The organism is Vibrio sp. 9-16B-A1 (genome assembly GCF_056726165.1).
The window spans coordinates 55800-77529 of sequence record NZ_JBSDZD010000018.1 but is presented as its reverse complement, the minus strand read 5'-3'; the positions used below and the strand labels follow the sequence as shown (position 1 = coordinate 77529).

22 protein-coding genes are annotated in these 21730 nt (G+C 54.1%); 6 read left to right on the top strand and 16 right to left on the bottom strand.

Annotated features, from left to right (window positions below; genetic code table 11):
- Nucleotides 1–3: 3 nt before the first annotated feature.
- From nudE to gspC, 13 genes are all read right to left on the bottom strand, one after another.
- On the bottom strand, nt 4–561 hold the full coding sequence (gene nudE, locus ACVB80_RS21875; RefSeq protein ID WP_481083411.1) for an ADP compounds hydrolase NudE: 558 nt from the start codon (nt 559–561) through the stop codon (nt 4–6).
- Nucleotides 562–652: 91 nt separating this feature from the next.
- On the bottom strand, nt 653–1414 hold the full coding sequence (locus tag ACVB80_RS21870; protein WP_481083410.1) for a type II secretion system protein N: 762 nt from the start codon (nt 1412–1414) through the stop codon (nt 653–655).
- A gap of 2 nt (nt 1415–1416) precedes the next feature.
- Entirely contained in the window at nt 1417–1905 is a 489-nt protein-coding gene (locus ACVB80_RS21865; RefSeq protein ID WP_481083409.1) for a type II secretion system protein M, read from the bottom strand.
- Nucleotides 1902–3170 carry a type II secretion system protein GspL gene (gene gspL, locus ACVB80_RS21860; protein WP_481083408.1) on the bottom strand — a complete coding sequence of 423 codons (1269 nt, stop codon included), beginning with the start codon at nt 3168–3170 and terminating at the stop codon, nt 1902–1904. The genes ACVB80_RS21865 and gspL overlap by 4 nt, the downstream gene beginning before the upstream one ends.
- The gene (gspK, locus tag ACVB80_RS21855) at nt 3127–4152 is read right to left on the bottom strand and encodes a type II secretion system minor pseudopilin GspK (protein WP_481083425.1); all 1026 of its coding nucleotides are present in this window, start codon (nt 4150–4152) and stop codon (nt 3127–3129) included. Before gspK ends, gspL begins: the two co-directional genes overlap by 44 nt.
- Nucleotides 4149–4796, bottom strand: coding sequence for a type II secretion system minor pseudopilin GspJ (gspJ, locus tag ACVB80_RS21850; protein WP_481083407.1), 648 nt, complete (start codon nt 4794–4796; stop codon nt 4149–4151). The genes gspK and gspJ overlap by 4 nt, the downstream gene beginning before the upstream one ends.
- Complete coding sequence (gene gspI / locus ACVB80_RS21845) at nt 4783–5142, bottom strand: type II secretion system minor pseudopilin GspI (protein WP_481083406.1); 360 nt, start codon at nt 5140–5142, stop codon at nt 4783–4785. Before gspI ends, gspJ begins: the two co-directional genes overlap by 14 nt.
- Complete coding sequence (locus ACVB80_RS21840; protein ID WP_481083405.1) at nt 5129–5716, bottom strand: prepilin-type N-terminal cleavage/methylation domain-containing protein; 588 nt, start codon at nt 5714–5716, stop codon at nt 5129–5131. Before ACVB80_RS21840 ends, gspI begins: the two co-directional genes overlap by 14 nt.
- 3 nt (nt 5717–5719) lie before the next feature.
- Nucleotides 5720–6169 (bottom strand): type II secretion system major pseudopilin GspG, encoded by a 450-nt coding sequence (gene gspG / locus ACVB80_RS21835; protein ID WP_481083404.1) that lies wholly within the window; start codon nt 6167–6169, stop codon nt 5720–5722.
- 103 nt (nt 6170–6272) lie between these two features.
- Nucleotides 6273–7502, bottom strand: a complete 1230-nt coding sequence (gene gspF / locus ACVB80_RS21830) for a type II secretion system inner membrane protein GspF (protein ID WP_481083403.1) — start codon at nt 7500–7502, stop codon at nt 6273–6275.
- Nucleotides 7502–8995: a type II secretion system ATPase GspE gene (gspE, locus tag ACVB80_RS21825; protein WP_481083402.1), complete on the bottom strand. Its 1494-nt coding sequence runs from the start codon at nt 8993–8995 to the stop codon at nt 7502–7504. The genes gspF and gspE overlap by 1 nt, the downstream gene beginning before the upstream one ends.
- The gene (gene gspD, locus ACVB80_RS21820; protein ID WP_481083401.1) at nt 8992–11019 is read right to left on the bottom strand and encodes a type II secretion system secretin GspD; all 2028 of its coding nucleotides are present in this window, start codon (nt 11017–11019) and stop codon (nt 8992–8994) included. The genes gspE and gspD overlap by 4 nt, the downstream gene beginning before the upstream one ends.
- Before the next feature lie 46 nt (nt 11020–11065).
- Nucleotides 11066–11983, bottom strand: a complete 918-nt coding sequence (gene gspC, locus ACVB80_RS21815; protein WP_481083400.1) for a type II secretion system protein GspC — start codon at nt 11981–11983, stop codon at nt 11066–11068.
- A 288-nt stretch (nt 11984–12271) separates the two neighbouring features.
- Here gspC and hslR point away from each other — a divergent pair, with 288 nt between their 5' ends.
- The 4 genes from hslR (at nt 12272) to ACVB80_RS21795 (ending at nt 17553) form a co-directional block, all read left to right on the top strand.
- The gene (hslR, locus tag ACVB80_RS21810; protein WP_481083399.1) at nt 12272–12661 is read left to right on the top strand and encodes a ribosome-associated heat shock protein Hsp15; all 390 of its coding nucleotides are present in this window, start codon (nt 12272–12274) and stop codon (nt 12659–12661) included.
- Between the two features lie 15 nt (nt 12662–12676).
- A complete protein-coding gene (gene hslO, locus ACVB80_RS21805) occupies nt 12677–13552 on the top strand; it encodes an Hsp33 family molecular chaperone HslO (protein ID WP_481083398.1) in 876 nt (291 codons plus the stop codon).
- Between the two features lie 341 nt (nt 13553–13893).
- Nucleotides 13894–15522, top strand: a complete 1629-nt coding sequence (gene pckA / locus ACVB80_RS21800) for a phosphoenolpyruvate carboxykinase (ATP) (protein ID WP_481083397.1) — start codon at nt 13894–13896, stop codon at nt 15520–15522.
- Between the two features lie 114 nt (nt 15523–15636).
- Complete coding sequence (locus ACVB80_RS21795) at nt 15637–17553, top strand: AsmA family protein (protein ID WP_481083396.1); 1917 nt, start codon at nt 15637–15639, stop codon at nt 17551–17553.
- On the opposite strand, the gene ACVB80_RS21790 is transcribed toward ACVB80_RS21795, so the two are convergent.
- From ACVB80_RS21790 to ACVB80_RS21780, 3 genes are all read right to left on the bottom strand, one after another.
- Nucleotides 17501–18418: a bifunctional GNAT family N-acetyltransferase/hotdog fold thioesterase gene (locus ACVB80_RS21790; RefSeq protein ID WP_481083395.1), complete on the bottom strand. Its 918-nt coding sequence runs from the start codon at nt 18416–18418 to the stop codon at nt 17501–17503. The two genes, ACVB80_RS21795 and ACVB80_RS21790, sit on opposite strands and share 53 nt — an antisense overlap.
- Before the next feature lie 214 nt (nt 18419–18632).
- A complete protein-coding gene (dtd, locus tag ACVB80_RS21785; RefSeq protein WP_481083394.1) occupies nt 18633–19067 on the bottom strand; it encodes a D-aminoacyl-tRNA deacylase in 435 nt (144 codons plus the stop codon).
- The gene (locus tag ACVB80_RS21780) at nt 19015–19953 is read right to left on the bottom strand and encodes a virulence factor BrkB family protein (RefSeq protein ID WP_481083393.1); all 939 of its coding nucleotides are present in this window, start codon (nt 19951–19953) and stop codon (nt 19015–19017) included. Before ACVB80_RS21780 ends, dtd begins: the two co-directional genes overlap by 53 nt.
- A gap of 113 nt (nt 19954–20066) precedes the next feature.
- Between ACVB80_RS21780 and ACVB80_RS21775 the strand changes: the two genes are divergently transcribed.
- Nucleotides 20067–20696, top strand: coding sequence for a DUF2959 domain-containing protein (locus ACVB80_RS21775; RefSeq protein WP_481083392.1), 630 nt, complete (start codon nt 20067–20069; stop codon nt 20694–20696).
- A gap of 441 nt (nt 20697–21137) precedes the next feature.
- A complete protein-coding gene (locus ACVB80_RS21770; protein WP_481083391.1) occupies nt 21138–21692 on the top strand; it encodes a hypothetical protein in 555 nt (184 codons plus the stop codon).
- Nucleotides 21693–21730 lie beyond the last annotated feature (38 nt).

The following is a 21730-nucleotide window of genomic DNA, read 5'->3' as shown; positions in this document are numbered from 1 at the left end:
TCCTTACTCAGCAGCGTGCTGCAAGTAGCGCTGAGCTAACAACAATGCGGTAATACTGCGTGCCTCACAAAAATCCAGGTGGGTAAGCAAATCATCCGCCTGGGCCAGAGGCCACTTCACCAGCTGCAGCGGTTCCGGCTCATCCCCGGCCAGACTTTCCGGGTAGAGGTCACGGGCAAGGAACAACGTCATCTGGCTTGAAAAATAGGAGGGAGCCAGCACCACCTGCTTGAGCGGCACCAGTTCACGGGCACCAAAACCGATCTCTTCTTTCAGCTCCCGGTTGGCGGCATCGTGTGCCTCCTCTCCCGGGTCAATCAGGCCTTTGGGAAAACCAAGTTCATAACGGTCTGTTCCCGCTGCGTATTCGCGAACCAGCAGCAGATCACCCTGCTCTGTCACCGGAACGACCATCACAGCATGACGGCCGGATGGCTTCATCCGCTCATAAGTACGCAGGGCACCGTTAGAAAAGCGTAAATCCAGGCTCTCTATAGTAAACAGTTTAGATTGCGCGACCTGGTTTGTGGCCAGGATTTGTGGTTTTTTATCCTTTGACATGACGGGATCCGTGCGGCGGTTTTATAACATCATAACAGCCCTGACCGGAGTGGAAAGCCACTCAGGTCAGATACTTTAAACGGGGATTGGATCAGAAACGGCCGGAATAGCGCAGCGGATAACGGCCTTCGCCATCCGGGTTACCCAGCCAGGAGAGTTGTCCGGCCAGGCCAGACGGGAACTCAGCGCCGGGTTTAAACCAGCCGCTGGCCTGATAAACACGGTCCGGCGTCAGGCTTGCGCTGAACTCACTGCTCAGCTGACCGTTCTGCTGACCGCCTTCAGCGGTAAGCTTGTTATCCACACAGCTGAGATCGGCGATCACCGGCCCCATCGCAAGCTCACCCAGTGGCGTACCGACCTGGCTTGCATTCCATACCAGAGCACCTTTCGCGCTCTTGCACCATGGCGTTCCCGGTGTCAGCTCGTTAAGCGTCAGTTCAAGCTGACCGCCCACTTCCAGCGGTACAGGCAGACGTGGCGCATAAGCCATCACCTGAGTGGCCGGCAGTGAAGCGACAACGTTTTGCAGATATGGACCGGAGAACCCAATCCCCGCCACACCCTTGCCGGTCAGTTTAATACTGCTGCCACGACCAAAACGCAGCTGATATTCCGCTTTTGCGCCCAGGAGCGCGCCCGGCTGAAAATCCCAGCTGACCTGACCGTAGTTCTGACCACGCCATTTCAGGCTGGAAAGGCTCCCTTTCCAGACGGTGCCGGAAACCCCTTCCAGCTGAAGCCCGCCGATACGTGGCAGCTGTTTCACCACCAGTGACGCCGGAAGATAGGCCACCAGCGCTGCCAGCAGGCCAAAGATAAACACGAACAGATATAACAAAACCCGTTTCATCATCAGCCTCCCCGCTTCAGCTGCAGTCGGCTCACTTCCACCATGCCATTGGTGTCGGTGCGGCTGATATCGAGAAACTCGACTTCCAGCCCCTGCTGCTCGCGCATAAACGCCAGCCAGTTCACCAGCTGATTAAACGGCACCGGCTGGATCCAGACCTGAAGGCTGTCGCCACGCGGCTGCATACGAATAAGGTCGACTTTAAAGCGGCGACTGGTTGTTGATACCACCTGATTCAGCGGCTGAGAGGACGCCGATGGCGCTGAGCCACCGCTACCACGCAGGGTCATAATGGTATCCGCTTTGTTTTTTACCCAGCCAAGAAGCTGCTTCTCAGACTGAATGCGCTGCATGGCACTGTCGGCCCGCTGACTGAGCGGTGATACCACGCCCCAGTAGAGACCACCTGCCAGCGAAAACACCAGACAGATCAGCACCAGCTGCTGCTCACGCTTACTGATCGAATGCCACCAGGCAAGAATACTGCTCATGACTTCCTCCTGATCACATAGCTGCCAAACACCCGCTCACCGTTACGGTTAAGCTGGCCCTGCTGAACGTCAAACTGCTCAGAAAGTGCCACCCGGACCACTTCAAACGACTGGAAATCATTGCTGCTGACCTGAATGCGGATTTCACCGCGCGAGCTGTCATACTTCACGCTCTGGACCTGCATCTGAGGAACCGCTTTGAGCGCCTGTGGCAGCTCAGCCAGCCAGATCAACAGACCATCATCACCCCCGCCACCAGACAGACGGCGCTCTTCGGTTTCCATCTGACGCTTCAGATAAGACACCGTCGGGATCTTACGCTTCTGCGGGAATATGGTACGGAAAATCCGCTCACTTTCAGTCCGGTACTGAGCGGCCTGCTGCTCATAACTGCTGACTTCCAGCCAGGTTTTGGCACCCATCACGGCCACCAGCAGCGCCGCTGCCACGCCCACTTTGCGCCACACTTTCCAGTGTTTCAGCCAGGAAGAGGCCGGTTTGAACTCGCCACTGAGCAGGTTCACTTTGCTGTCCAACGCGCCTTTACTCAGCAGTGCGGTCACCAGTTCCGGCTCACCACTTCGCCACTCTCCGGCAAGACTTTCGGCCTGCACTGGCAGTGGTGTAAAACAGGTGACTGTGGTTTCTGCAGACTGGGGCTCAGAAGACTGAGCATCGTCATCCTGCTCATCATCAGAAACCGCCTGCCTGGTTGCCAGAGCTTTCTCATCCAGCAGAGACAGCCACTCAGCCGACAGCACAAAACCCAGGTTTTGCTCTTTACGCAACAGCCACTGGGTACCGACCTGTGCGGCACTCACCCCGGATTCGGCCAGCGGCAGGGCAAGACAATCCGGCATTACACGCCGCACGCTGATCCCGGCCTGGCTGAAAACATCCAGCACGCTCTTCAGATAGCTGCGGTCAACGGCAGAAATAAAGGCCTGGTCACCCTTTTTAGCCAATACGTGAAAATGCAGCTCATCGACATCCTGGGCAATATCATCTTCGAGCAGAAACGGCAGCATACTGTCAAACTGGCGTGCAGCCCCGGACGGGATCGCGACCTGTTTCAGAATCACCAGATCCCCCGGTAACAGTACCAGGGTCTGACGCTGCGCGGCATACTCTGCCAGTGAGGCCAACTCCCCGCTGTTTTGCAGCTCTCCGCTGGCGATCACTTCCTGGTTACCGGAAGACCAGACCGCCCAAAGAATCGGCTCACCCGGCTGACTGGTCAGCCTGACGGTCAGAAACTCGCTCACTCATTCCTCCAAATCGGCGACGGATCACCGTCACCTGTTTTTTATCCTTGCTGTAGAGCAGGCTGCGGACTCTTACCCGCGACTGCTCCACCATAATCTGTGCATCCAGCTCAAAGTAGCGACTGTCCACTCCCAGATAAGGCTGAGCCTGGGTGCGGATTTTCTGGTCAATACCCGACAGTGCCGCTTCAGACAGAAAACTGTCCACACTGTCCCAGCCATCGTATTTGCGGTTATTGATCAGCTCTTTAGCGTTCTGCTCACTCAGGTAGGGCTGAAACAGCGCCACCAGGATCCCGGCCTGCTTTTCGGTCAGGGTGTTCACGTTCAGCTTCCACTCACTGGTGGGCAGCGCGCACACCAGCCCGTACATCGCCTGCGCGATATCGCCACTGACCTGATAGACCGCCCGCAGCTCGCTGGCATCGGCCATCATGGCATCCGGTGTCAGGTATGGCGGCTGCATGGCTTCATAGCTGCCCGACTCTGCCCCGGCACCTGACTGGGTGGTATCGTTGCTGTCCACATACTCCCACACCGAGTCCGCGATCACTTCTGCCTGATACGCTTCCACCTTCTGCTGCTCCAGCAGGGAGCGAAGCACCTTCACCAGATACGGGCTCTGACCGGGATTATTCACATCCGGCACCACCTTACTGAGCGCATTCAGGTTAAAGCAGCTCTGCATATCAGTCAGCAGACCGCTGGCTTCACCATAATCGAGCGGATAGGTTTTCTCTTCCATCGCCCAGGGCTGGCTGAGATTGATGGTATCGTTGTCTTTGTAACTCTGCTCCAGCCCGGCTTTGGCCAGGGCCTCCACCCCAACGCTGTACCAGTAGGCCTGCTGATGGCTTACCTGGCTCCCGGCGCGTTTAAACCCGGTAAACAGCCGCTCTGACATCGTCGCCGCAATGGTGGTCATCACCGCCAGCAACAGCAACACGACGATCAGCGCGACGCCCTGAGAACGTTTCATTATCCGTCCTCCTTATCGCTGCTGCTGTCGAGTTCCGCACCTGGTGTCAGGTACACCCGGGTCAGTTCACCGTAATCTTTCAGCTTCAGGGTCAGCTCAACCGCTGATGGCAGGGCTTTGTCTTTACCCCACTCATTTTGCCACTCGCTGCCGGTATAAAACTTCAGGCTGAGCGACTCCACATCATCAAGCACGGCCCGTACAAGGGGCTCATCACCGGAAACCGTATCCGGATAACGCCACCATACCCGCTCCAGTTTGTTGTCCCGGATGCGGTAACCCACTTTGGTCACCTCACCACGGGGAAAAATCTGCTGCGGATTGAGCCAGCCACCACGGGCGAACATCACGCCCTTTTCATCCGAATCCAGCACGTAATCGCCATACTGAATCAGTCTGTTCTGCGCCGCTTCACCGTCATTGCGTACCTGGCGCAGGGTCATCTGGCGAAAATCCGCATCGAGAAACACCATTGCGCGCTGCAGCTGCTGCAACCGGGCGGTTTTCTCCTGCGACACGGCATTACTGCGCTGTACCTGGCTTATCACCTGATAAGCCGCCATACTCAGGCTGGCAAACACGGCGATCGCCACCAGCACTTCGATCAGGGTAAAACCCCGCTGGTTATTTCGCTTACGGCAGAACATAACTTCTCACCGTCACCAGCTGTTTCTTATAATCCCTGTCTTCAGCCACAGACACATCCACCGCTTTGATCAGCCCCAGAGAAGTTTTTACCGGTGTGACTTTCCAGTACCAGGTCTGCCCGGCCATTTCGCTCTTGCCTTTCTTTTCCGAAGACGGCGGTTTGGTCAGCATCACCCCGGCCATTTGATTATCCGCTACCATGGAGGCAAAGGTTTTCTGCTCCAGGTAGCTCAGGGTATTGATGTGCTGGGTAACCGAGCGCATCACGCTGATCGCAGCGGTGGCGAAAATCGCCAGTGCGACCAGCACTTCTAATAAGGTCATACCGGAATCAGTTTTCTTCATCGACTTCTCCCGGACGCAGCAGGGTTATTTCCCCTGCTTCGGTTACTTTGATCCGCCATGCGTCTTTCACGTCATCCCCGTTCGCGGGATAAAAGGCGATCTGAAACGGGGTGATATCCCCGCTGCCTGCGACAAACAACTCAGGTGGCGGCAGCTTCTTTTTCTGCTCTTCGGTGGCAAACATCTCGTCGTCAAACAGGCTGCCCGGTTTAAACAAACGGTCATCTTCACCCCAGGCTTTGCTGCCAAGCTGCAGGCGCAGGGCCAGCGCCTTGTCCAGTTTTACTTCCTGGTAGAGCGGGTCATCGTCTATAAGCCGCCAGCCATCGGCGATCAGCTTGCCGAACTTAAACCGGTTTTTGTCCTCTTCCACCCAGATACCAAAGTCGTAACCATTGAGAACCGACTCTTCGTTCAGCAGCTGTATCTGGTGGTAGAAGCGCCGGGCAAGGTCTTCAGCCTGATCGTCTTTGCTTTCGGGCATAGTGCCGATCACCGCTACCGCGCTCAGCGACAGCAGAACCAGCACCAGCAGCAGCTCGATCAGGGTAAACCCCGCCTGACGCATTCGCATGACTTACTGGAAGTCCTGCATGTTCCAGTTACCGATATCCGCGTTCACGCCTTCACCGCCTTCCTGTGCGTCCGCACCCAGGGTAAAGATATCGATGTTGCCGTTATCGCCCGGGCTCAGGTACTGGTATGGGTTGCCCCACGGGTCGTTTGGCAGGCGCTTGATGTAACCACCATCACGGTAGTTACGCGGCTCTGGGCTGGCTGATGGCTTGCTTACCAGCGCTTCCAGACCCTGGTCTGTGGTCGGGTAAACACTGTTGTCCAGCTTGTACATATCCAGCGCATTCTCCAGCGCCACGATATCGGTGATCGCTTTCTGCTGATCGGCTTTCTCTTTGTTGCCCAGCAGGTTAGGCACCACGAAACTGGCCAGAATACCCAGAATCACGATAACCACCATTACTTCCAGCAGGGTAAAACCTGACTGCTTCTTATTGATTTTTTTACCCATATTTCCTCCAAAAAAACTCAGAAGCGAGATTTAAAGAAACGGGGAACGAGACAGTGCTGCTCTCTCGCCTCTCGCAATCCCGACTCCCGCAAGCTAACAATAACTACCCCGACACCAGATTGTTCATCTCGATGATTGGCATCAGGGTCGCAATAACAATAAACATCACAATGCCCGCCATGCTGACGATCAGCAGCGGCTCAAACACACCAATGGCCATGTTGACCTTGGCTTCAAAATCCCGGTCCTGGTTATCCGCTGCCCGGGTGAGCATCTGCTCCAGTTCGCCACTCTGCTCACCACTGGCGATCATGTGCAGCATCATAGGCGGAAAGAGCTTCGTCTGCTCAAGAGATTTGCGCAGGCTGACACCCTCGCGGACCCGGTCAGCGGATTCCAGTACCTGCTGTTTCACGTACTGGTTGCTCATTACATCCGCCGCGACTTTCATTCCGTCCAGCAGCGGAATCGCACTGGAGGAACAGATGGACAGGGTACGGGCAAAGCGGGAAGTGTTCAGCCCCGACGCCACCTTACCGATCACCGGCAGGCGCAAAATTTTCTTATCCCACGCCAGGCGAAATCCCGGACTGCGCAGGGCCATTTTCAGACCAATAATCACCACCAGCAACAGCCCCAGAACGGCAAAACCCCAGTCCTGAACAAAATCACTCATCATCAGCAGAAACTCGGTCGAAGCAGGAAGTTTCTGCCCCATGTGCAGGAACTGCTCCACCATGGTCGGAACTACCGTTGCCAGCAGGAATGCCACGACCGCGACCGCGATAAGGGTCAGCATGGTCGGGTAAATCATCGCCTGCTGCAGCTTGGAGCGCAACTTCTGGCGATTCTCGGCGTAGTCTGCCAGGCGGTCGAGCACCTTATCAAGGTGACCGGATTTTTCGCCCGCCGCCACCATGGCGCGGAACAGGTCATCAAACACCTGCGGGTAGTCGGCCATACTGTCGGCCAGGGTGTAGCCCTCAATAACCCTTGAGCGCACCGCCATCAGCATAGTGCGGATGCGTGGCTTCTCGGTCTGCTCGGCCACCGCTTTGATACACTCTTCCAGCGGCATCCCGGCCTGGACCAGGGTAGAGAGCTGACGGGTTAAAAGCGCAAGGTCACTGGTTTTGATCCCGCGCTGAAAGCTCATCCCTCCGGATGATTTGGTGGCTGACGCGCCGGATTTGCCTTTCGCCTGATTCACCTCAACCGGCAACAAACCCTGCTCTTTGAGCTTATGGCGTACCTGACGGGCGTTGTCGGCCTCCATCACGCCTTTTTTCTGTTTACCCCTGGCATCGAGCGCCTTGTATTCAAATGCCGCCATCAGCCTTCCTTGGTTACCCGCATCACCTCTTCAAGGGTGGTGATGCCCAGTGCGACCTTGCTCAGGCCATCTTCACGGATACCCGGGGTGTTTTCGCGTACATAACGTTCGATTGCCTGCTCACCGGCTTCCGCATGGATCAGCTCCTGGATCTGCTCATTAATCAGCAGCAGTTCATGGATGCCGGTACGGCCACGGTAGCCCTTGTAGTTACAGGCTTCACAGCCACACGCTTTATACAGCACCAGAGGCTTGTCGCCCTGATGGTCAAACAGTTTCGCCTGCTGGTCATCGGCCTGATAAGGCTGCTTACAGTCATTACACAGGGTACGTACCAGACGCTGGGCCAGCACGCCGAGCAACGACGAAGAGATCAGGAATGGTTCAATGCCCATATCCCGCAAACGGGTGATCGCACCTACTGCAGTATTGGTGTGCAGGGTGGACATCACCAGGTGACCGGTCAGGGAAGCCTGAACGGCGATCTGGGCGGTTTCCAGGTCACGGATTTCGCCCACCATCACCACATCCGGGTCCTGACGCAGTATCGCGCGCAAGCCGCGGGCAAAGGTCATATCGACTTTCGGGTTCACCTGAGTCTGACCGATACCGTCAATATCAAATTCAATCGGATCTTCAACGGTGAGGATATTACTCTCGGTGCTGTTCAGCTCCTGCAAACCGGCATAGAGCGTGGTCGATTTACCCGAGCCGGTCGGGCCGGTCACCAGGATAATCCCGTGCGGGCGTTTGATCAGGGTCTGGAAGCTGTCGTGGTTTTTATCTGTCATACCGAGGCTGTGCAGATCCAGCCGGGTGGCGTTCTTATCCAGCAGACGCATTACCACCCGCTCGCCGTGTGAAGAGGGCATGGTCGAAACCCGCACATCCACAGCACGGCCACCGATACGCAGCGAAATCCGGCCATCCTGCGGGACACGCTTTTCAGCGATATCCAGGCGGGCCATAACCTTAACCCGGGAGACCAGCAGCGGAGCCAGTTTACGGCTTGGGGCCAGCACTTCACGCAGCACACCATCCACCCGGAAGCGGATAGAGAGGCTTTTCTCAAACGTCTCAATATGAATATCCGACGCGCCCTCTTTGATCGCTTCGCCCAGCATGGCATTGATCAGTTTGATGATAGGCGCATCGTCTTCCGACTCCAGCAGGTCTTCGTTCTGCGGCAGTTCTTCTGCCAGCGAGAAGAAGTCGTCGTTGTCGGCACCGATGTCTTCCATCAGCTGACGGGCTTCTGAAGAATCCCGCTGATAGATCTCGGTCAGGCGGGCATCAAATTCCTCATGACTCAGGGCAACCGGCGTAAAGCGGCTGCCGCATACCCGGGCGACCTCGGTCAGGGTTTCACGGGCCAGCGGCGCTACATACAGCAGTTGTGGCAGCTGGCCGGCTTCTTCACCGTGTGTCAGAGCGGCTTTGTGCCGGTTGGCAAAAGCAAACGGCAGGCGTGTCACGGCTTGCACTTCACTCACTGTTTGGCCTCCAGCTGCTCAACAAAGGCCTGAATCTCCGGCGGATGCTGAATATCATCACCATACTTTGGCAGTACCGGGATATGGCTGTCATCCATCAGCTTCAGGCCCTGCTCGGCTTTAAACAACTGCTCAGCACGGATGTAGTTGTACTTACGCTGTGAGATGCCATCAGCCGTCACGCCATCGCGGATAATGGTCGGCTTGATAAACACCATCAGATTCTTTTTCTCGACCTGGGTACTGGTGGACTTGAACAGATGCCCCAACACAGGAATGTCACCCAGCAGCGGGATCTTGGACTCACTCTCCAGTGCACGCTCATCAATCAGACCACCCAGCGCCAACATCTGACCGTCTTTGATCATTACTGAAGTGTTTAGCTGACGCTTGGCAAAACGCACGTCTACCGCGCCGTTGGCGCCGAGTACGTTAGAGACTTCCTGCTCAATGGTCAGCTGGACTGAGTCACCTTCGTTGATCTGTGGCACCACTTTCAGCTTGATGCCCACCTCTTTACGCTCCACCGTCTGGAACGGGTTGGAGTTGCTCGAACTGGCGGTTGAACCGGTCAGGACCGGCACCTCTTCACCAACGATAAACGAGGCTTCGCCGTTATCCATCACGGTAATGCTCGGCGCAGAGAGGATGTTGGAGTTGGAATCGCTGGCCACAGCGCTGATCAGCGCGGTCCAGTCGCCCATCATCAGGCTGACAGCCGCACCGTTCACCCCGCCAAGGGCTGAGGCTAACTTGCTGTAGTCACCCTTCTTAGTTGTTTCTTCGTAGTACTTAATCGCTCCGGTACTACTGTCACGAATTGGCTTTTTCTCAACAGTATCTTTGGCTTCTTCCAGACCCACCATTACGCTGCCTATAGGCGCGCCGGTGTTGCTGTACTGGATCATCGCACCGGTACTCATATTGCCCCACTGAATCCCCAGGTTGGCGAGATCACCTTCTGCCAGTTCAACGATCATTGCTTCGATAAGCACCTGGGCACGGCGGATATCAAGCTGGGAAATCACCTCTTCCAGCGCACGCATAATATCCGGTGGCGCGGTCAGAACCAGTGAGTTGGTCCCTTCATGGGCCGCAATCATCACTTCGCCGCGCTTCTGGCTGCTGTTTTTCGAGCCACTGCTCTTCTCCGCCTGCAGGTTTTCAGATACCCCTTTCAGCACCTCCACCATATCTTCGGCTTTGGCGTATTTGAGGTAGACCACGCGGTTATTACCTTTGGAGGCCATCTCCACATCCAGCTGCTCGATAAGCTTCTTGAGACGCTTACGCACCTGAGGGTCACCGGAGATCAACACCGAGTTGGTACGCTCATCGGCGACCAGCTTCGGCTGCAGGAAGGCAGGCATGTTCTTGTTATCAGAAGACTTGTTCAGAGCTTCAACAATCCGCACCATTTCAGACGCCGAGGCATTACGCAGTTCCACCACCTGAACCTCTTTATCACCGGCACGGTCAACCCGCTCGATAATTTCCGCCAGACGGTTAACCACCGCCGCACGGCCTGTGATCAGAATGATGTTGGCCGGGTCATAGTGCACCACGTTACCTGCACCAGCGTTATCATTCAGCTGGCGCAGCAGCGGAGACAGCTCACGCACTGAGACGTTGCGCACCGCCACCACCCGGGTTATCACTGCATCCCCTTCAACTCTTGGAGAGTCGCCTACTACAGGGACAGCAGAGGTCTTGGCGTCTTTGTCGCGAATGATCTTCAGTACGCCGTTTTCCATCTCAACAGCTGCAAAGCCGTACACTTCCAGAACGTTGAGGAAAAATTTGTAGTACTGCTCTTCGTTGAGGACATCATAACTGCGCACATCGATAGTGCCGCGCACCGCCGGATCCACAATAATGGTTTTCTCCAGATTGCGTCCGACCGTGTTGATAAACTCTTTAATGTCCGTGCCTTTAAAGCTGGCGCTGAACTCACTGGCTATTGCCTGTGAGCAGAGAAGGCTCCCTGCCAGCAACCATGCGCCTTTGCTAAACCACTGTTTCACTTGATTCTCCCACTGCGTACGTGTTCGCCCTGCCTGGCCGGTACGCTTAAAACTCAATAAATATGTCGTGCAACTGACCGTCACGCTCAACGGTCAGGTTCAGTTCTGTCAGCTCATTCATCAGCTGCATCAGTTTACCCATGGTCGCCGGGTCAGTCAGGTCATCCCCGTTCAGCTGGGTGGCGATGTCGCCGTCTTTCAGCCCTACGGAATCAAACAGATCCCGCTGACTGCCCGGTGCCACCCGGTAGCCCATCAGTTTTCCGTCCCGGCGCACCTGCGACAGGCGAATATACTTCAGGACAGACTGAGGGTTTGAAGATATTTCCGAGCGGATCTGCTCCAGACGGCTGCGGTCAACCCGGCCGGTACTCTCACCGGTTACCGGAGGCGGAACCCGCTGCGATTGCTGAGAAAGTTTGCTGTATTCGATGCCCTGCAGCATCAGGGTTTCATCCTGGCCCTGGTTTTCGATGATCGCCCGGTCTGCCAGCACCGCTTTTAGCTTAGCCTGGGTACCGTCGATCACTTCACCAACACCATAAGTATCCTGTTTGCCACGGTTGGCAATGATTGCCAGACTGCGTGACGGGTCCGAGCTGGCGACCGCACCCACCAGAGTCAGGTTAAGCCGGGTTTTCGGTGCATCCACCACCTGAGGCGTGACGGGTTTGGCAACCGGTTTATCCGAGTAGCGACCAAAAAGATGAGCGTTAAGAAGAGGGCTCAGGGAGAGCGACTGATGCTCAGACGCCTGCTGACGCACCGATGGCGGACTCCAGCGTGACGGCGCCTGGCTTTCATCCAGGGTGCTCCAGACGAGCTGACCGGTCAGCCAGCCGGAAGCCGCGATAAGACCCAGGCTCGTCAGCAGACTGAGTCTGGCCTGATGTCCTGTGATAAAAGTCAGAGCTTTGTTTAAGATGGCATCGAGCTGGAGTTGTTGCACCATACGGGCTGGCATTGCTGGCGTTCCCTGTCCTTACTAATTCTTACCGGAATACTGAAAGGCCGTCAGCCTACACAAGGACTGGCAGCTTGTCATACGAAATCATCATGACATTTCCATAAGCGGGCGCTATGCCTCACTACAAACAGATAAAGTCAGGCCTTGTTAATATTTTGCTAAACAAAAACAAGCTAATACACCGGCATTTCTGGCCTGAGCCGCTTTGCCCGCTTGAAAAAGCGCCTTACTGCCACCATTGTTGATTTCAGCATTGAAGTCAACGATTAGAGGCCTGAATTTACTATGAGTTCAAACAGTATCGCAGTTCGGCTGGATAAATGGCTCTGGGCGGCCCGTTTTTATAAAACCCGTTCGATTGCCCGTAATATGGTTGACGGCGGTAAAGTCCATTATAATGGCCAGAGAAGCAAGCCAAGTAAAATTGTCGAAACCGGAGCTGTGATCTCGCTTCGGCAGGGAAATGAAGAAAAGACAGTCATTATCGAAAAACTGTCGGATCAACGCCGTGGTGCGCCGGAAGCCCAGACGCTCTACCGGGAAACCGAAGAGAGCATCAAGAAAAGGGAAGAGAATGCCCAGAAGCACAAACTCAACGCCCTGCACAGCCCGAGTCCGGAACGACGCCCGGACAAGAAACAGCGTCGTAATCTGATCAAATTTAAACATCAATAAGCCGGAGCTAAACCCATGGCCAACAACATGTTGCACCGCTACCTGTTCGAAGATCTTTCGGTACGTGGCGAACTGGTACAACTGGATGAAACGTACCAGAAGATTATTTCAAGCAAGGAATACCCTGCCCCAGTCAAGAACCTGCTGGGTGATCTTCTGGTTGCAACCACACTGCTGACGGCAACCCTGAAATTTGAAGGTTCAATTACCCTTCAGCTGCAGGGCGATGGTCCGGTATCACTGGCCGTGATCAACGGCGACCACGACCAGAAAGTCCGTGGCGTAGCGCGCTGGGAAGGCGATATCGCCGATGATGCCGGCCTGCACGATCTGATGGGCAAAGGTCATCTGGTGATCACCATTACGCCAAACAAAGGCGAGCGCTACCAGGGCGTGGTTGGCCTGGAAGGTGACACCCTGGCAGACGTACTGGAGAGCTACTTCCAGCGTTCAGAACAGCTGAAAACCCGCCTGTGGCTTCGCCAGGGCGAGCACGATGGCAAGCCGCACGCAGCAGGAATGCTGATTCAGGTAATGCCGGACGGCACCGGCAGCCCGGATGACTTTGAGCACCTGGAGCAGCTGACTGACACCATCAAGAATGAAGAGCTGTTTGGCCTTGAGGCAAACGACGTACTGTACCGCCTGTACAACCAGGAAACAGTAAAAGTCTTTGAACCTCAGCCGGTCGAATTCCACTGTGGCTGTTCACGCGAGCGCAGCGGTGCGGCGATCCTGAATGTTGAGCGTTCTGAAATAAATGACATTTTGGCCGAGTGCGGAACACTTTCTTTACATTGTGATTACTGCGGCACGACTTATTCGTTTGACGAATCTGACGTGGCGGAAATTTTTAGTCATTCAGCCGGCGGCAACTCAACCGTTCACTGATAAGCACAAAAAATTGACCTGACATCACGTCCGGCCAAAAGCCTTACCAAGCCAGCTCCACGCTGGCTTTTTAATGCAAAAACCCCACTAAATCACACACTTATCAATAGCAAAAATTCACTTTATTTTTTGCTGAATGATTAATTTGATCTGGCGCAAAGGTTTGCTTTGACTAAAAAACAAACTGTTAGAAATTGTGACCGACACACAAAACCCCCCCGATTTTAAGCAGCAATTTTTGATAAACATCCCTGTTTTGTATGTGACCAGTTGCTACATTGAGTACAGATTAAAAATTACAACATTACAAAATCCCTACAAATATCCTACAAGGAGCACCTATGACCGTTATGGAACATACTAAGGCTGCACAACTCGATCTCACCAAATATGGACTGACTGACGTAAAAGAGGTTGTTCGCAACCCAAGTTACGAGATGCTGTTCGAAGAAGAGACCCGCCCTGAACTGGAAGGATACGAAAAAGGTATCGTGACAGAGATGGGAGCTGTTGCTGTAGACACCGGTATTTTTACCGGACGCTCACCAAAAGATAAATTTATCGTTAAGGATGCCTCAACAGAAGAACACATGTGGTGGACCTCTGATGCGGTTAAAAACGATAACAAGCCTATCACGCCTGAAGCGTGGGCAGATCTGAAAGAACTGACCACCAGGCAGCTGTCTGGTAAGCGTTTGTTTGTTATCGACGGTTTTTGTGGTACCAACGAAGACACCCGTCTCTGTATCCGGGTGATCACAGAAGTGGCCTGGCAGGCACACTTCGTGAAAAACATGTTTATCCGTCCAACCGAAGAAGAGCTGGTGAATTTCGAGCCTGACTTCGTGATCATGAACGCAGCGAAAACCACTAACCCTAAGTGGAAAGAGCACGGCATGAACTCGGAAAACTACACCGTATTCAACCTGACCGAAAAGATGCAGCTGATCGGCGGTACCTGGTACGGCGGCGAAATGAAGAAAGGCATGTTCGCCATGATGAACTACTTCCTGCCTCTGCGCGGTATCGCGTCGATGCACTGTAGTGCCAACGTAGGTGAAAAAGGCGACACCGCTGTCTTCTTTGGCCTGTCCGGTACCGGTAAGACTACCCTCTCTACCGATCCTAAACGCGCGCTGATCGGTGATGATGAGCACGGCTGGGATGACGAAGGTATCTTCAACTACGAAGGTGGCTGTTACGCGAAAACCATCAAGCTTTCGAAAGAAGCTGAGCCGGACATCTACAACGCAATCCGCCGTGATGCCCTGCTGGAGAACGTAACCGTTCGTCCTGACGGCTCTATCGACTTTGACGATGGCTCGAAGACAGAAAACACCCGTGTTTCTTACCCGCTTCACCATATCGAAAACATCGTTAAGCCGATTTCCAAAGCGGGCCACGCTCAGAAAGTTATCTTCCTGACGGCAGATGCATTCGGCGTACTGCCTCCGGTAGCGAAACTGACTCCTGAGCAGACCAAGTACCACTTCCTGTCTGGCTTTACGGCCAAGCTGGCGGGTACTGAGCGCGGCATCACCGAGCCAACCCCGACCTTCTCGGCCTGTTTCGGCGCGGCCTTCCTGACCCTGCACCCAACCAAGTACGCTGAAGTACTGGTGAAACGCATGGAAGCGGCCGGTGCTGAAGCTTACCTGGTGAACACCGGCTGGAATGGTACCGGTAAGCGTATCTCGATTCAGGATACCCGCGGTATCATCGACGCAATCCTAGACGGTTCTATCGAAGAAGCAGAAACCAAGCAGATCCCGGTCTTCGACCTGAAAGTACCGACTTCCCTGCCTGGCGTAGACCCTACAATCCTGGACCCACGCGATACTTATGTGGATCCGCTGCAGTGGGAAAGCAAAGCTGAAGATCTGGCTCAGCGCTTCATCAAGAACTTTGAGAAGTACACAGACAATGCGGAAGGTAAGGCACTGATTGCCGCCGGCCCTAAACTGGACTAAGCCATATTTTTCCTGCCAAGCCCCTCTTTTGAGGGGCTTTTTTGTTGAAAGTGTGTTCGTTTTGCTTCACTCTGGGATCCAACGGCCAAAATGGTCTCCGCCGGATTCATGGATATGAAAAAAGCCACTGCACTACTGATCCTGTTGCTGTGCCTGCCGCTGGCTGGGGTACTGGTGCTGTTTGGCCTGCTCCATACCGGCTACGCAACCCCGATTATAAACTACCTGGCTCCGAAACTGACCGATACACAGGTACGGGTGGAACTGGCCGAGTACCACTCTCCTTACCACTTCTCCCTGCATGGGGTTGAAATCAGCACCAGCCCTGAGCCGCTGTATATTGAAAACCTCCAGCTGTGGCTCAATCCCGCGCTTATCCAAAACAACAAACTCATCATCGACAGCGTACTGCTGAGTGGTTTTACCCTGACCAAAGGTACACCGGTGTTCAGCTGGCCGAAACAGATCCGGCTCAATCAGCTGGCCGCTGAACACCTTGACTATTCCAATGGCCCGCTGGTGATCCGCGAACTGGCTTTCCAGATAAAAAATCCCCGACCGGCACCATCCGGTACCCTGCCGTGGTTTGGAGAATGGCAGGCTTCCGCCGATCAGGTGTACTGGCGTGGAGAGGCTATCAACCAGCTATTAGCTGACGGGGATTACCTGCCAGAAAGCAAAAAGATCTACGGGCTCTCATTTAAATGGCGCGGTGCGGATTTTTCCACCCAGGCCCAGTGGCAGGATGGAGAGTGGCACCTGATCAACAGCGCGATAAACAAACTAAACCTGAAATCCAGCCGCTTAACCCTGCCGGGTACTCTGATTGAAGCACTGCGCTCCCAGCCGGTTTACGTTCAGCGCCTGGACCTGCTTGATGCCAATATCGACACCGAAAACTTCGCACTGACCCAGGGCGACCTGACCCTGGAGAACTGGCAATGGCCGGACAGTCCATGGCAGCAAAACGCACTGCTCTCATTTAACGCAGAAAGCCTGCGCTGGAAAGAGCAACTGTGGCAGGAGCCGGTACTCGATGCCCGCTTCAGCCCGGGAGAAATCGGGCTGACTGATTTCAGTACCGGAATTGCCCGGGGTAATGTCCAGCTGTCAGGACGAATTACCCCTGAAAGCGCCCGCTTCAGCCACCTGACCCTGAGCGGGCTGGAATGGCTGGCATCCATTCATGAACAGGCATTGCCCGCTGCCCTGCCCGACTGGCAGCAGATCCACATCAATGAGCTGCGCATCCGCCACAGTCAGTACATCGACCTGCTCTCCAAACCAAGACGCCAGACTTCCGGACTGAACCTTCGCGGAAAAGACCTCCAGCTGCGCAGGGACGGAGAATGGGGATTGTGGCAGGGAGAGCTGTCACTGTCTGCCAACAGCATCAGCTACGGCAAACTCATCGGCTCACAGCTGCTGCTTGAAGCCCATGCAGCCAATGGCACCAGCTATCTGGACAAATTTATCCTGCCGCTGGACCAGGGGCTGGTACGCGCACAGGGCGAATGGCGTTTTGATGCGCCGAGCCACCCATGGCATCTGAAGTTTGCCGCGGAAGGGCTGGATCTGGAAAGACTGAATCTGAGCAGCGAATGGCAGATGCCGGTTAAGAGCCTGGCGGATTTTCAGTTCGACCTGAAAGGCCTTGGCGGGGACAGGCACATGCTGGCCCACTCACTGGAAGGCTTTATGGTACTGGAACTGCCCGACTTCGTTTTGCCGGCATCGCTGGAAGAGCAGTTGGGGATCACCGCCGGAACCACTCTCAGCTTCAATAAACTGACCGTCAATGCCGACCGCGGCCGCCTGAGCTCGACCCCAGCCGGACTGAATCCTTCTGAACTCTCAGGCCAGTTCAGTGTGGATGCGGATCTCGCAGAGCCTGAGAAAGCCGATATATCGCTTTCACTGGAAGGAAAATGTGGCGCAGTCCGGTTTGACCTGATGCGCGATGAGCAGCTGCTGAAAATCAGGCCATGTCCGGCTGAGGCGGATCTGGCAACAACATATAAGTCCCGGTAAATTCCACCGCTGGGTGGTCACCGCTGAATATGGTTACCCGAACAATCACCCTGGCTTTGCGGCCACTCTCCAGCCTGTCCAGGTCACCACTGATCCCGTCAAGGGAGGTCACCGCCAGCGGATTCTGCTCAACCGGATGACGATAGCGGATATGACTGTCTGCCAGCACGATACCCGCTTTCAGCCCACGCTCCCGCATCAGAAGCCAGGTCATTCCCCACCCTGTCAGTGTCGCAAGGGTAAAGGCTGAACCGGCAAACATGGTGTTATGTGGGTTGAGATTGGGATTGAGTTGTGCGGCACACTCAAAACGGTAGCCGGTGTACTGGTTGATTTTGATCCCCATCTTGTCGCTTATCGGTATCTGCTGCTCCCAGCGCTGCTGCAGTTCTGCGCACCATTCCGGCCTGCGCAGTACATTCGCCATCGGGTCCAGCTCTTTAACCATCTGCTGATGGCGTACCGGCCCGCGTTCATCACTCAGTTCACCATGACTGACAAAGCCATTCTTTTCATAGAAAGCGATCGCGTCCTGACGGGCATTACACACCAGCCGCTTGGCCCCTTCCTGACGCGCCAGCGACTCCAGAGCCACCAGCACCAGCGAACCCAGCCCACGACTGCGGCGGTTCGGCTTCACCGCCATATAGCGGATCTGACCTTCACTGTCCGGTGTGATGTACAACCGGCCAATCGCCATCGGCCTGCCCTTGCTGTCGGTGATCACCCGGTGATGGCTCATCTCGTCAAACTCATCCCGCTCCGAGCCAATCGGCAACCGCCACGGCTCACGCAGCATCTGCCAGCGAAAGTGGTAATACTTGTTAAGCTGATTCGGCGTCGCCGGGGTAATGAGTTTAAACATGGAAATCCTTTTCATTTCGCGGTTCGCGGTTCGCGGTTCGCGGTTCGCGGTTCGCGGTTCGCGGTTCGCGGTTCGCGGTTCGCGGTTCGCGGTTCGCCAGCCTGTTGCTCGCAACCCGCAGCGTCAAGCATCCTCTGCCGAAGCTGTTACAGAAGCGTCAACGAGCTCCCCGCGTACCCCGGAGCGAAGCGCCCACGAACCACGTACCTGATTTTTATACCTGCAACCAGAACGTCACCGGTCCATCATTCACCAGTGACACTTTCATATCTGCACCAAAACGGCCGCGTTCGGTCGGCAGTTGTGTGGCGCAGTTGTCGGCAAAATAGTCGTACCAGTGCTCTGCATCGGCCGGGCTGGCGCCTTTGGAAAAGCCCGGGCGGGTGCCTTTTTTGGTGTCTGCCGGTAATGTAAATTGAGACACCACCAATACGCTTCCGTTCACCTGTTTCACGTTGAGGTTCATTTTGCCCTCATCGTCTTCAAATACCCGGTAAGTCAGTACCCGCTCGATCAGGCGTTTGGCCTTGGCTTCGTCATCGCCTTTTTCCACGCCCAGCAGTACCAGAAGCCCTTTATCAATCTGACCGGTTACTTCACCGTCCACCCGTACTGCGGCTTCGCTCACTCTCTGTATCAGTGCTATCACTCTTGTTTCCTTGCTGATCTGTTATTTCGGCCGGTGTGGCCTGTTGTTCTTGCGGGCTACTGTACCACATCTCCCTCTCACCCAGGCTGGCGGTAATCTCCGCGCCCAGCAATACAATCAGCCAGCAGACATAGACCCACACAAACAGGATCGGAATCGCGGCAAGCGCACCATAGATCAACTGATAAGAAGGGAAGGTCGTGATGTACAGAGCGAAGCCTTTCTTACTCGCTTCGAACAGCACCGCCGCTACCAGCGCACCGACAGCAGCATCCGCCAGGTTCACTTTGATGTTCGGCACCAGAAGATAAAGCCCCATAAAAGCAACAAATGAGAGCAGGAAGGGCAGCCAGCGCAAAAAATATGCGGTCAGGGTGAATACCGTCTCGCTGTCCAGGAAACTGAGCGAAGTGATGTAGGAAGTCACCGCGATACTCGCCCCGGCCAGGATCGGCCCCAGCGTCAGCACCATCCAGTACATGGAAAACGAGTAGACCCGGCGGCGTTTGGCTTTCACCCGCCAGATATAGTTAAGGCTCTTGTCGATATTGGAGATCAGCATCAGCGCCGCAACAAACAGGAATACACCACCCACCGCGGTCATCTTACCGGTATTGGCAACAAAATCATTCAGCGCCGATTTGACCACCTCACCGGCGTGAGGCACAAAATTCTGGATCACGAAGTCCTGCAGCACATCGCCCACATTGGCAAACACCGGAAAACCGGACAACACAGACAGCAGCACCGTCAGCAGGGGAACCAGCGACAGCAGGGTAATATAGGCCATATAGCCCGCACTGACTGTCAGGCGATCATGAGTGACCCGGCTAAGCAGATACCGGAAAAAACTGTGGATTTGATTCGCGATTTCGGCCGGGGTCAAAGTGGCTCTCCCTCTCAAAGATTTGCTATCCTGCTGTTAAGACGTGACATCAGTGGTGATACCATCCACTGTTATGATTAAGCTTATCTATTGTAAACGAAAAGGACTCTTTGATGCGTAATTTATTGTTTTTGTGCGTCGCTTTGATGGCGGGCTGTCAGTCAACTTACTACTCTGCGATGGAAACGGTCGGCATTCACAAACGCGATATCATGGTGGACCGGGTAGAAGAGGCCAAAACCGCCCAGCAGGACGCACAACAGGAGTTCACCAGCGCGCTGGAAGCCCTCTCCTCCCTGACCGCATTTGATGGCGGCGACCTGGAGAAAATGTATAACCAGATCAACGATAAGTACGAAGACAGCGAGAAAGCGGCACAAAAAGTCGCGGATCGCATCGCTTCCATCGAAGATGTCTCCGAGGCCCTGTTTGAAGAGTGGGAAAACGAGCTGGAGCTCTACACCAGCGCCAAACTGCGCCGCGACAGTGAAGCCAAACTCAAACAGACCCGCAGTTCGTATAACTCCATGCTGCGTGCGATGAAACGCGCCGAAAGCAAGATGACGCCGGTACTCAATACCCTGCGCGACAACACCCTCTACCTGAAACACAACCTCAACGCCAACGCCATCGGCTCACTGCAGGGCGAGTTTATGAGCCTGGAAAAAGACATCGAAGTGGCGATCAAAGAGATGAAAGCGGCGATTGCGGAATCGGATAAATTTTTGGCAAAGTTGAAGTAGCTCGCAAAAACTTCGAAAGAAGCATACGGAAACTTTTAAAATAATCTGTAAAGGAGACATTATGCTTTCACTGTCTCCTTATACTCACTAACAAATAATATATATCCTGCCTGTAGCAATCAGTGCACATTACGAATGAGCCAGTTCCACCTTCATAAGCCAGGTATCAGTCATATTCCTGCAGCTCTCATATAACGAGCTGTCATAAAACAAAAGTACCGGTATTACCTGTGCTTCCCACAATAGTTTAATCAGCGACTATGAATGCAATACGCATTTAAGGCGCCTCTACATCACGCCCGTCAATCCACAATGAGCACATAAGCATTGTGCTTATAAAACCTGTTGCTATGAGCTGATATTTAAATATAATTGGCAAATATGTGGCACCCATTCCAGTTCCGCTGCAACAGACCTTTAAAAACATGAGAAACATGCCGTATGAGAGAGCTATTTTTTTTAACGTCTCCTTTCCGCACAATACCTTCAGGACAAATGAGCTTCAGTAAAGTAATTGGGATTACCGTACTGTTATTTCTGTCAGTTTCTGAATCTGCTTTCGCGTTAAATACAAGAGCAGAGTTAATTTCAGCTGATCTGCCCATTGTAAAGTTCACATCAGACAACTCCCATTCATTCCACATATACGGCTCCAAATACAGAAACTTTGTCCTGGTAGAGAGCCTGAACCTCAGAGATCTGCAAAAGCTTAAAACAATCTCAAGAAAAGCAAGCCTGAGCTTCACCCGCATATCAAATAGCAGCCAATGCCAGAACTATATGGTCAATAGTGGCTCACTGGGATACGTAACAAATTCTGACAGCGGAGAAAGTATTGACTTTGAGGTTATTTGTAATGGGAATGAAACATTATTGTATATCTCTATGCGAGACAAATTCGTAATGAACTATGTTCTGTACAAAGTTTCACCAGAAACTTTTGAACACTGGATAAGCAATATCGAAACCAACCTGTTACAGTTGGATGATTTGTAACTTACACTCCGTAAATATAATACCAACAGGTATAACGT

What these genes read in the sequence shown, in the direction of transcription:
- nudE (WP_481083411.1), bottom strand. Translation starts at nt 561, where the DNA reads ATGTCAAAGGATAAAAAACCACAAATCCTGGCCACAAACCAGGTCGCG.
- ACVB80_RS21870 (WP_481083410.1), bottom strand. Translation starts at nt 1,414, where the DNA reads ATGAAACGGGTTTTGTTATATCTGTTCGTGTTTATCTTTGGCCTGCTG.
- ACVB80_RS21865 (WP_481083409.1), bottom strand. Translation starts at nt 1,905, where the DNA reads ATGAGCAGTATTCTTGCCTGGTGGCATTCGATCAGTAAGCGTGAGCAG.
- gspJ (WP_481083407.1), bottom strand. Translation starts at nt 4,796, where the DNA reads ATGTTCTGCCGTAAGCGAAATAACCAGCGGGGTTTTACCCTGATCGAA.
- gspI (WP_481083406.1), bottom strand. Translation starts at nt 5,142, where the DNA reads ATGAAGAAAACTGATTCCGGTATGACCTTATTAGAAGTGCTGGTCGCA.
- ACVB80_RS21840 (WP_481083405.1), bottom strand. Translation starts at nt 5,716, where the DNA reads ATGCGAATGCGTCAGGCGGGGTTTACCCTGATCGAGCTGCTGCTGGTG.
- gspG (WP_481083404.1), bottom strand. Translation starts at nt 6,169, where the DNA reads ATGGGTAAAAAAATCAATAAGAAGCAGTCAGGTTTTACCCTGCTGGAA.
- gspF (WP_481083403.1), bottom strand. Translation starts at nt 7,502, where the DNA reads ATGGCGGCATTTGAATACAAGGCGCTCGATGCCAGGGGTAAACAGAAA.
- gspC (WP_481083400.1), bottom strand. Translation starts at nt 11,983, where the DNA reads ATGCCAGCCCGTATGGTGCAACAACTCCAGCTCGATGCCATCTTAAAC.
- hslR (WP_481083399.1), top strand. Translation starts at nt 12,272, where the DNA reads ATGAGTTCAAACAGTATCGCAGTTCGGCTGGATAAATGGCTCTGGGCG.
- hslO (WP_481083398.1), top strand. Translation starts at nt 12,677, where the DNA reads ATGGCCAACAACATGTTGCACCGCTACCTGTTCGAAGATCTTTCGGTA.
- pckA (WP_481083397.1), top strand. Translation starts at nt 13,894, where the DNA reads ATGACCGTTATGGAACATACTAAGGCTGCACAACTCGATCTCACCAAA.
- ACVB80_RS21795 (WP_481083396.1), top strand. Translation starts at nt 15,637, where the DNA reads ATGAAAAAAGCCACTGCACTACTGATCCTGTTGCTGTGCCTGCCGCTG.
- ACVB80_RS21790 (WP_481083395.1), bottom strand. Translation starts at nt 18,418, where the DNA reads ATGTTTAAACTCATTACCCCGGCGACGCCGAATCAGCTTAACAAGTAT.
- ACVB80_RS21775 (WP_481083392.1), top strand. Translation starts at nt 20,067, where the DNA reads ATGCGTAATTTATTGTTTTTGTGCGTCGCTTTGATGGCGGGCTGTCAG.
- ACVB80_RS21770 (WP_481083391.1), top strand. Translation starts at nt 21,138, where the DNA reads ATGAGAGAGCTATTTTTTTTAACGTCTCCTTTCCGCACAATACCTTCA.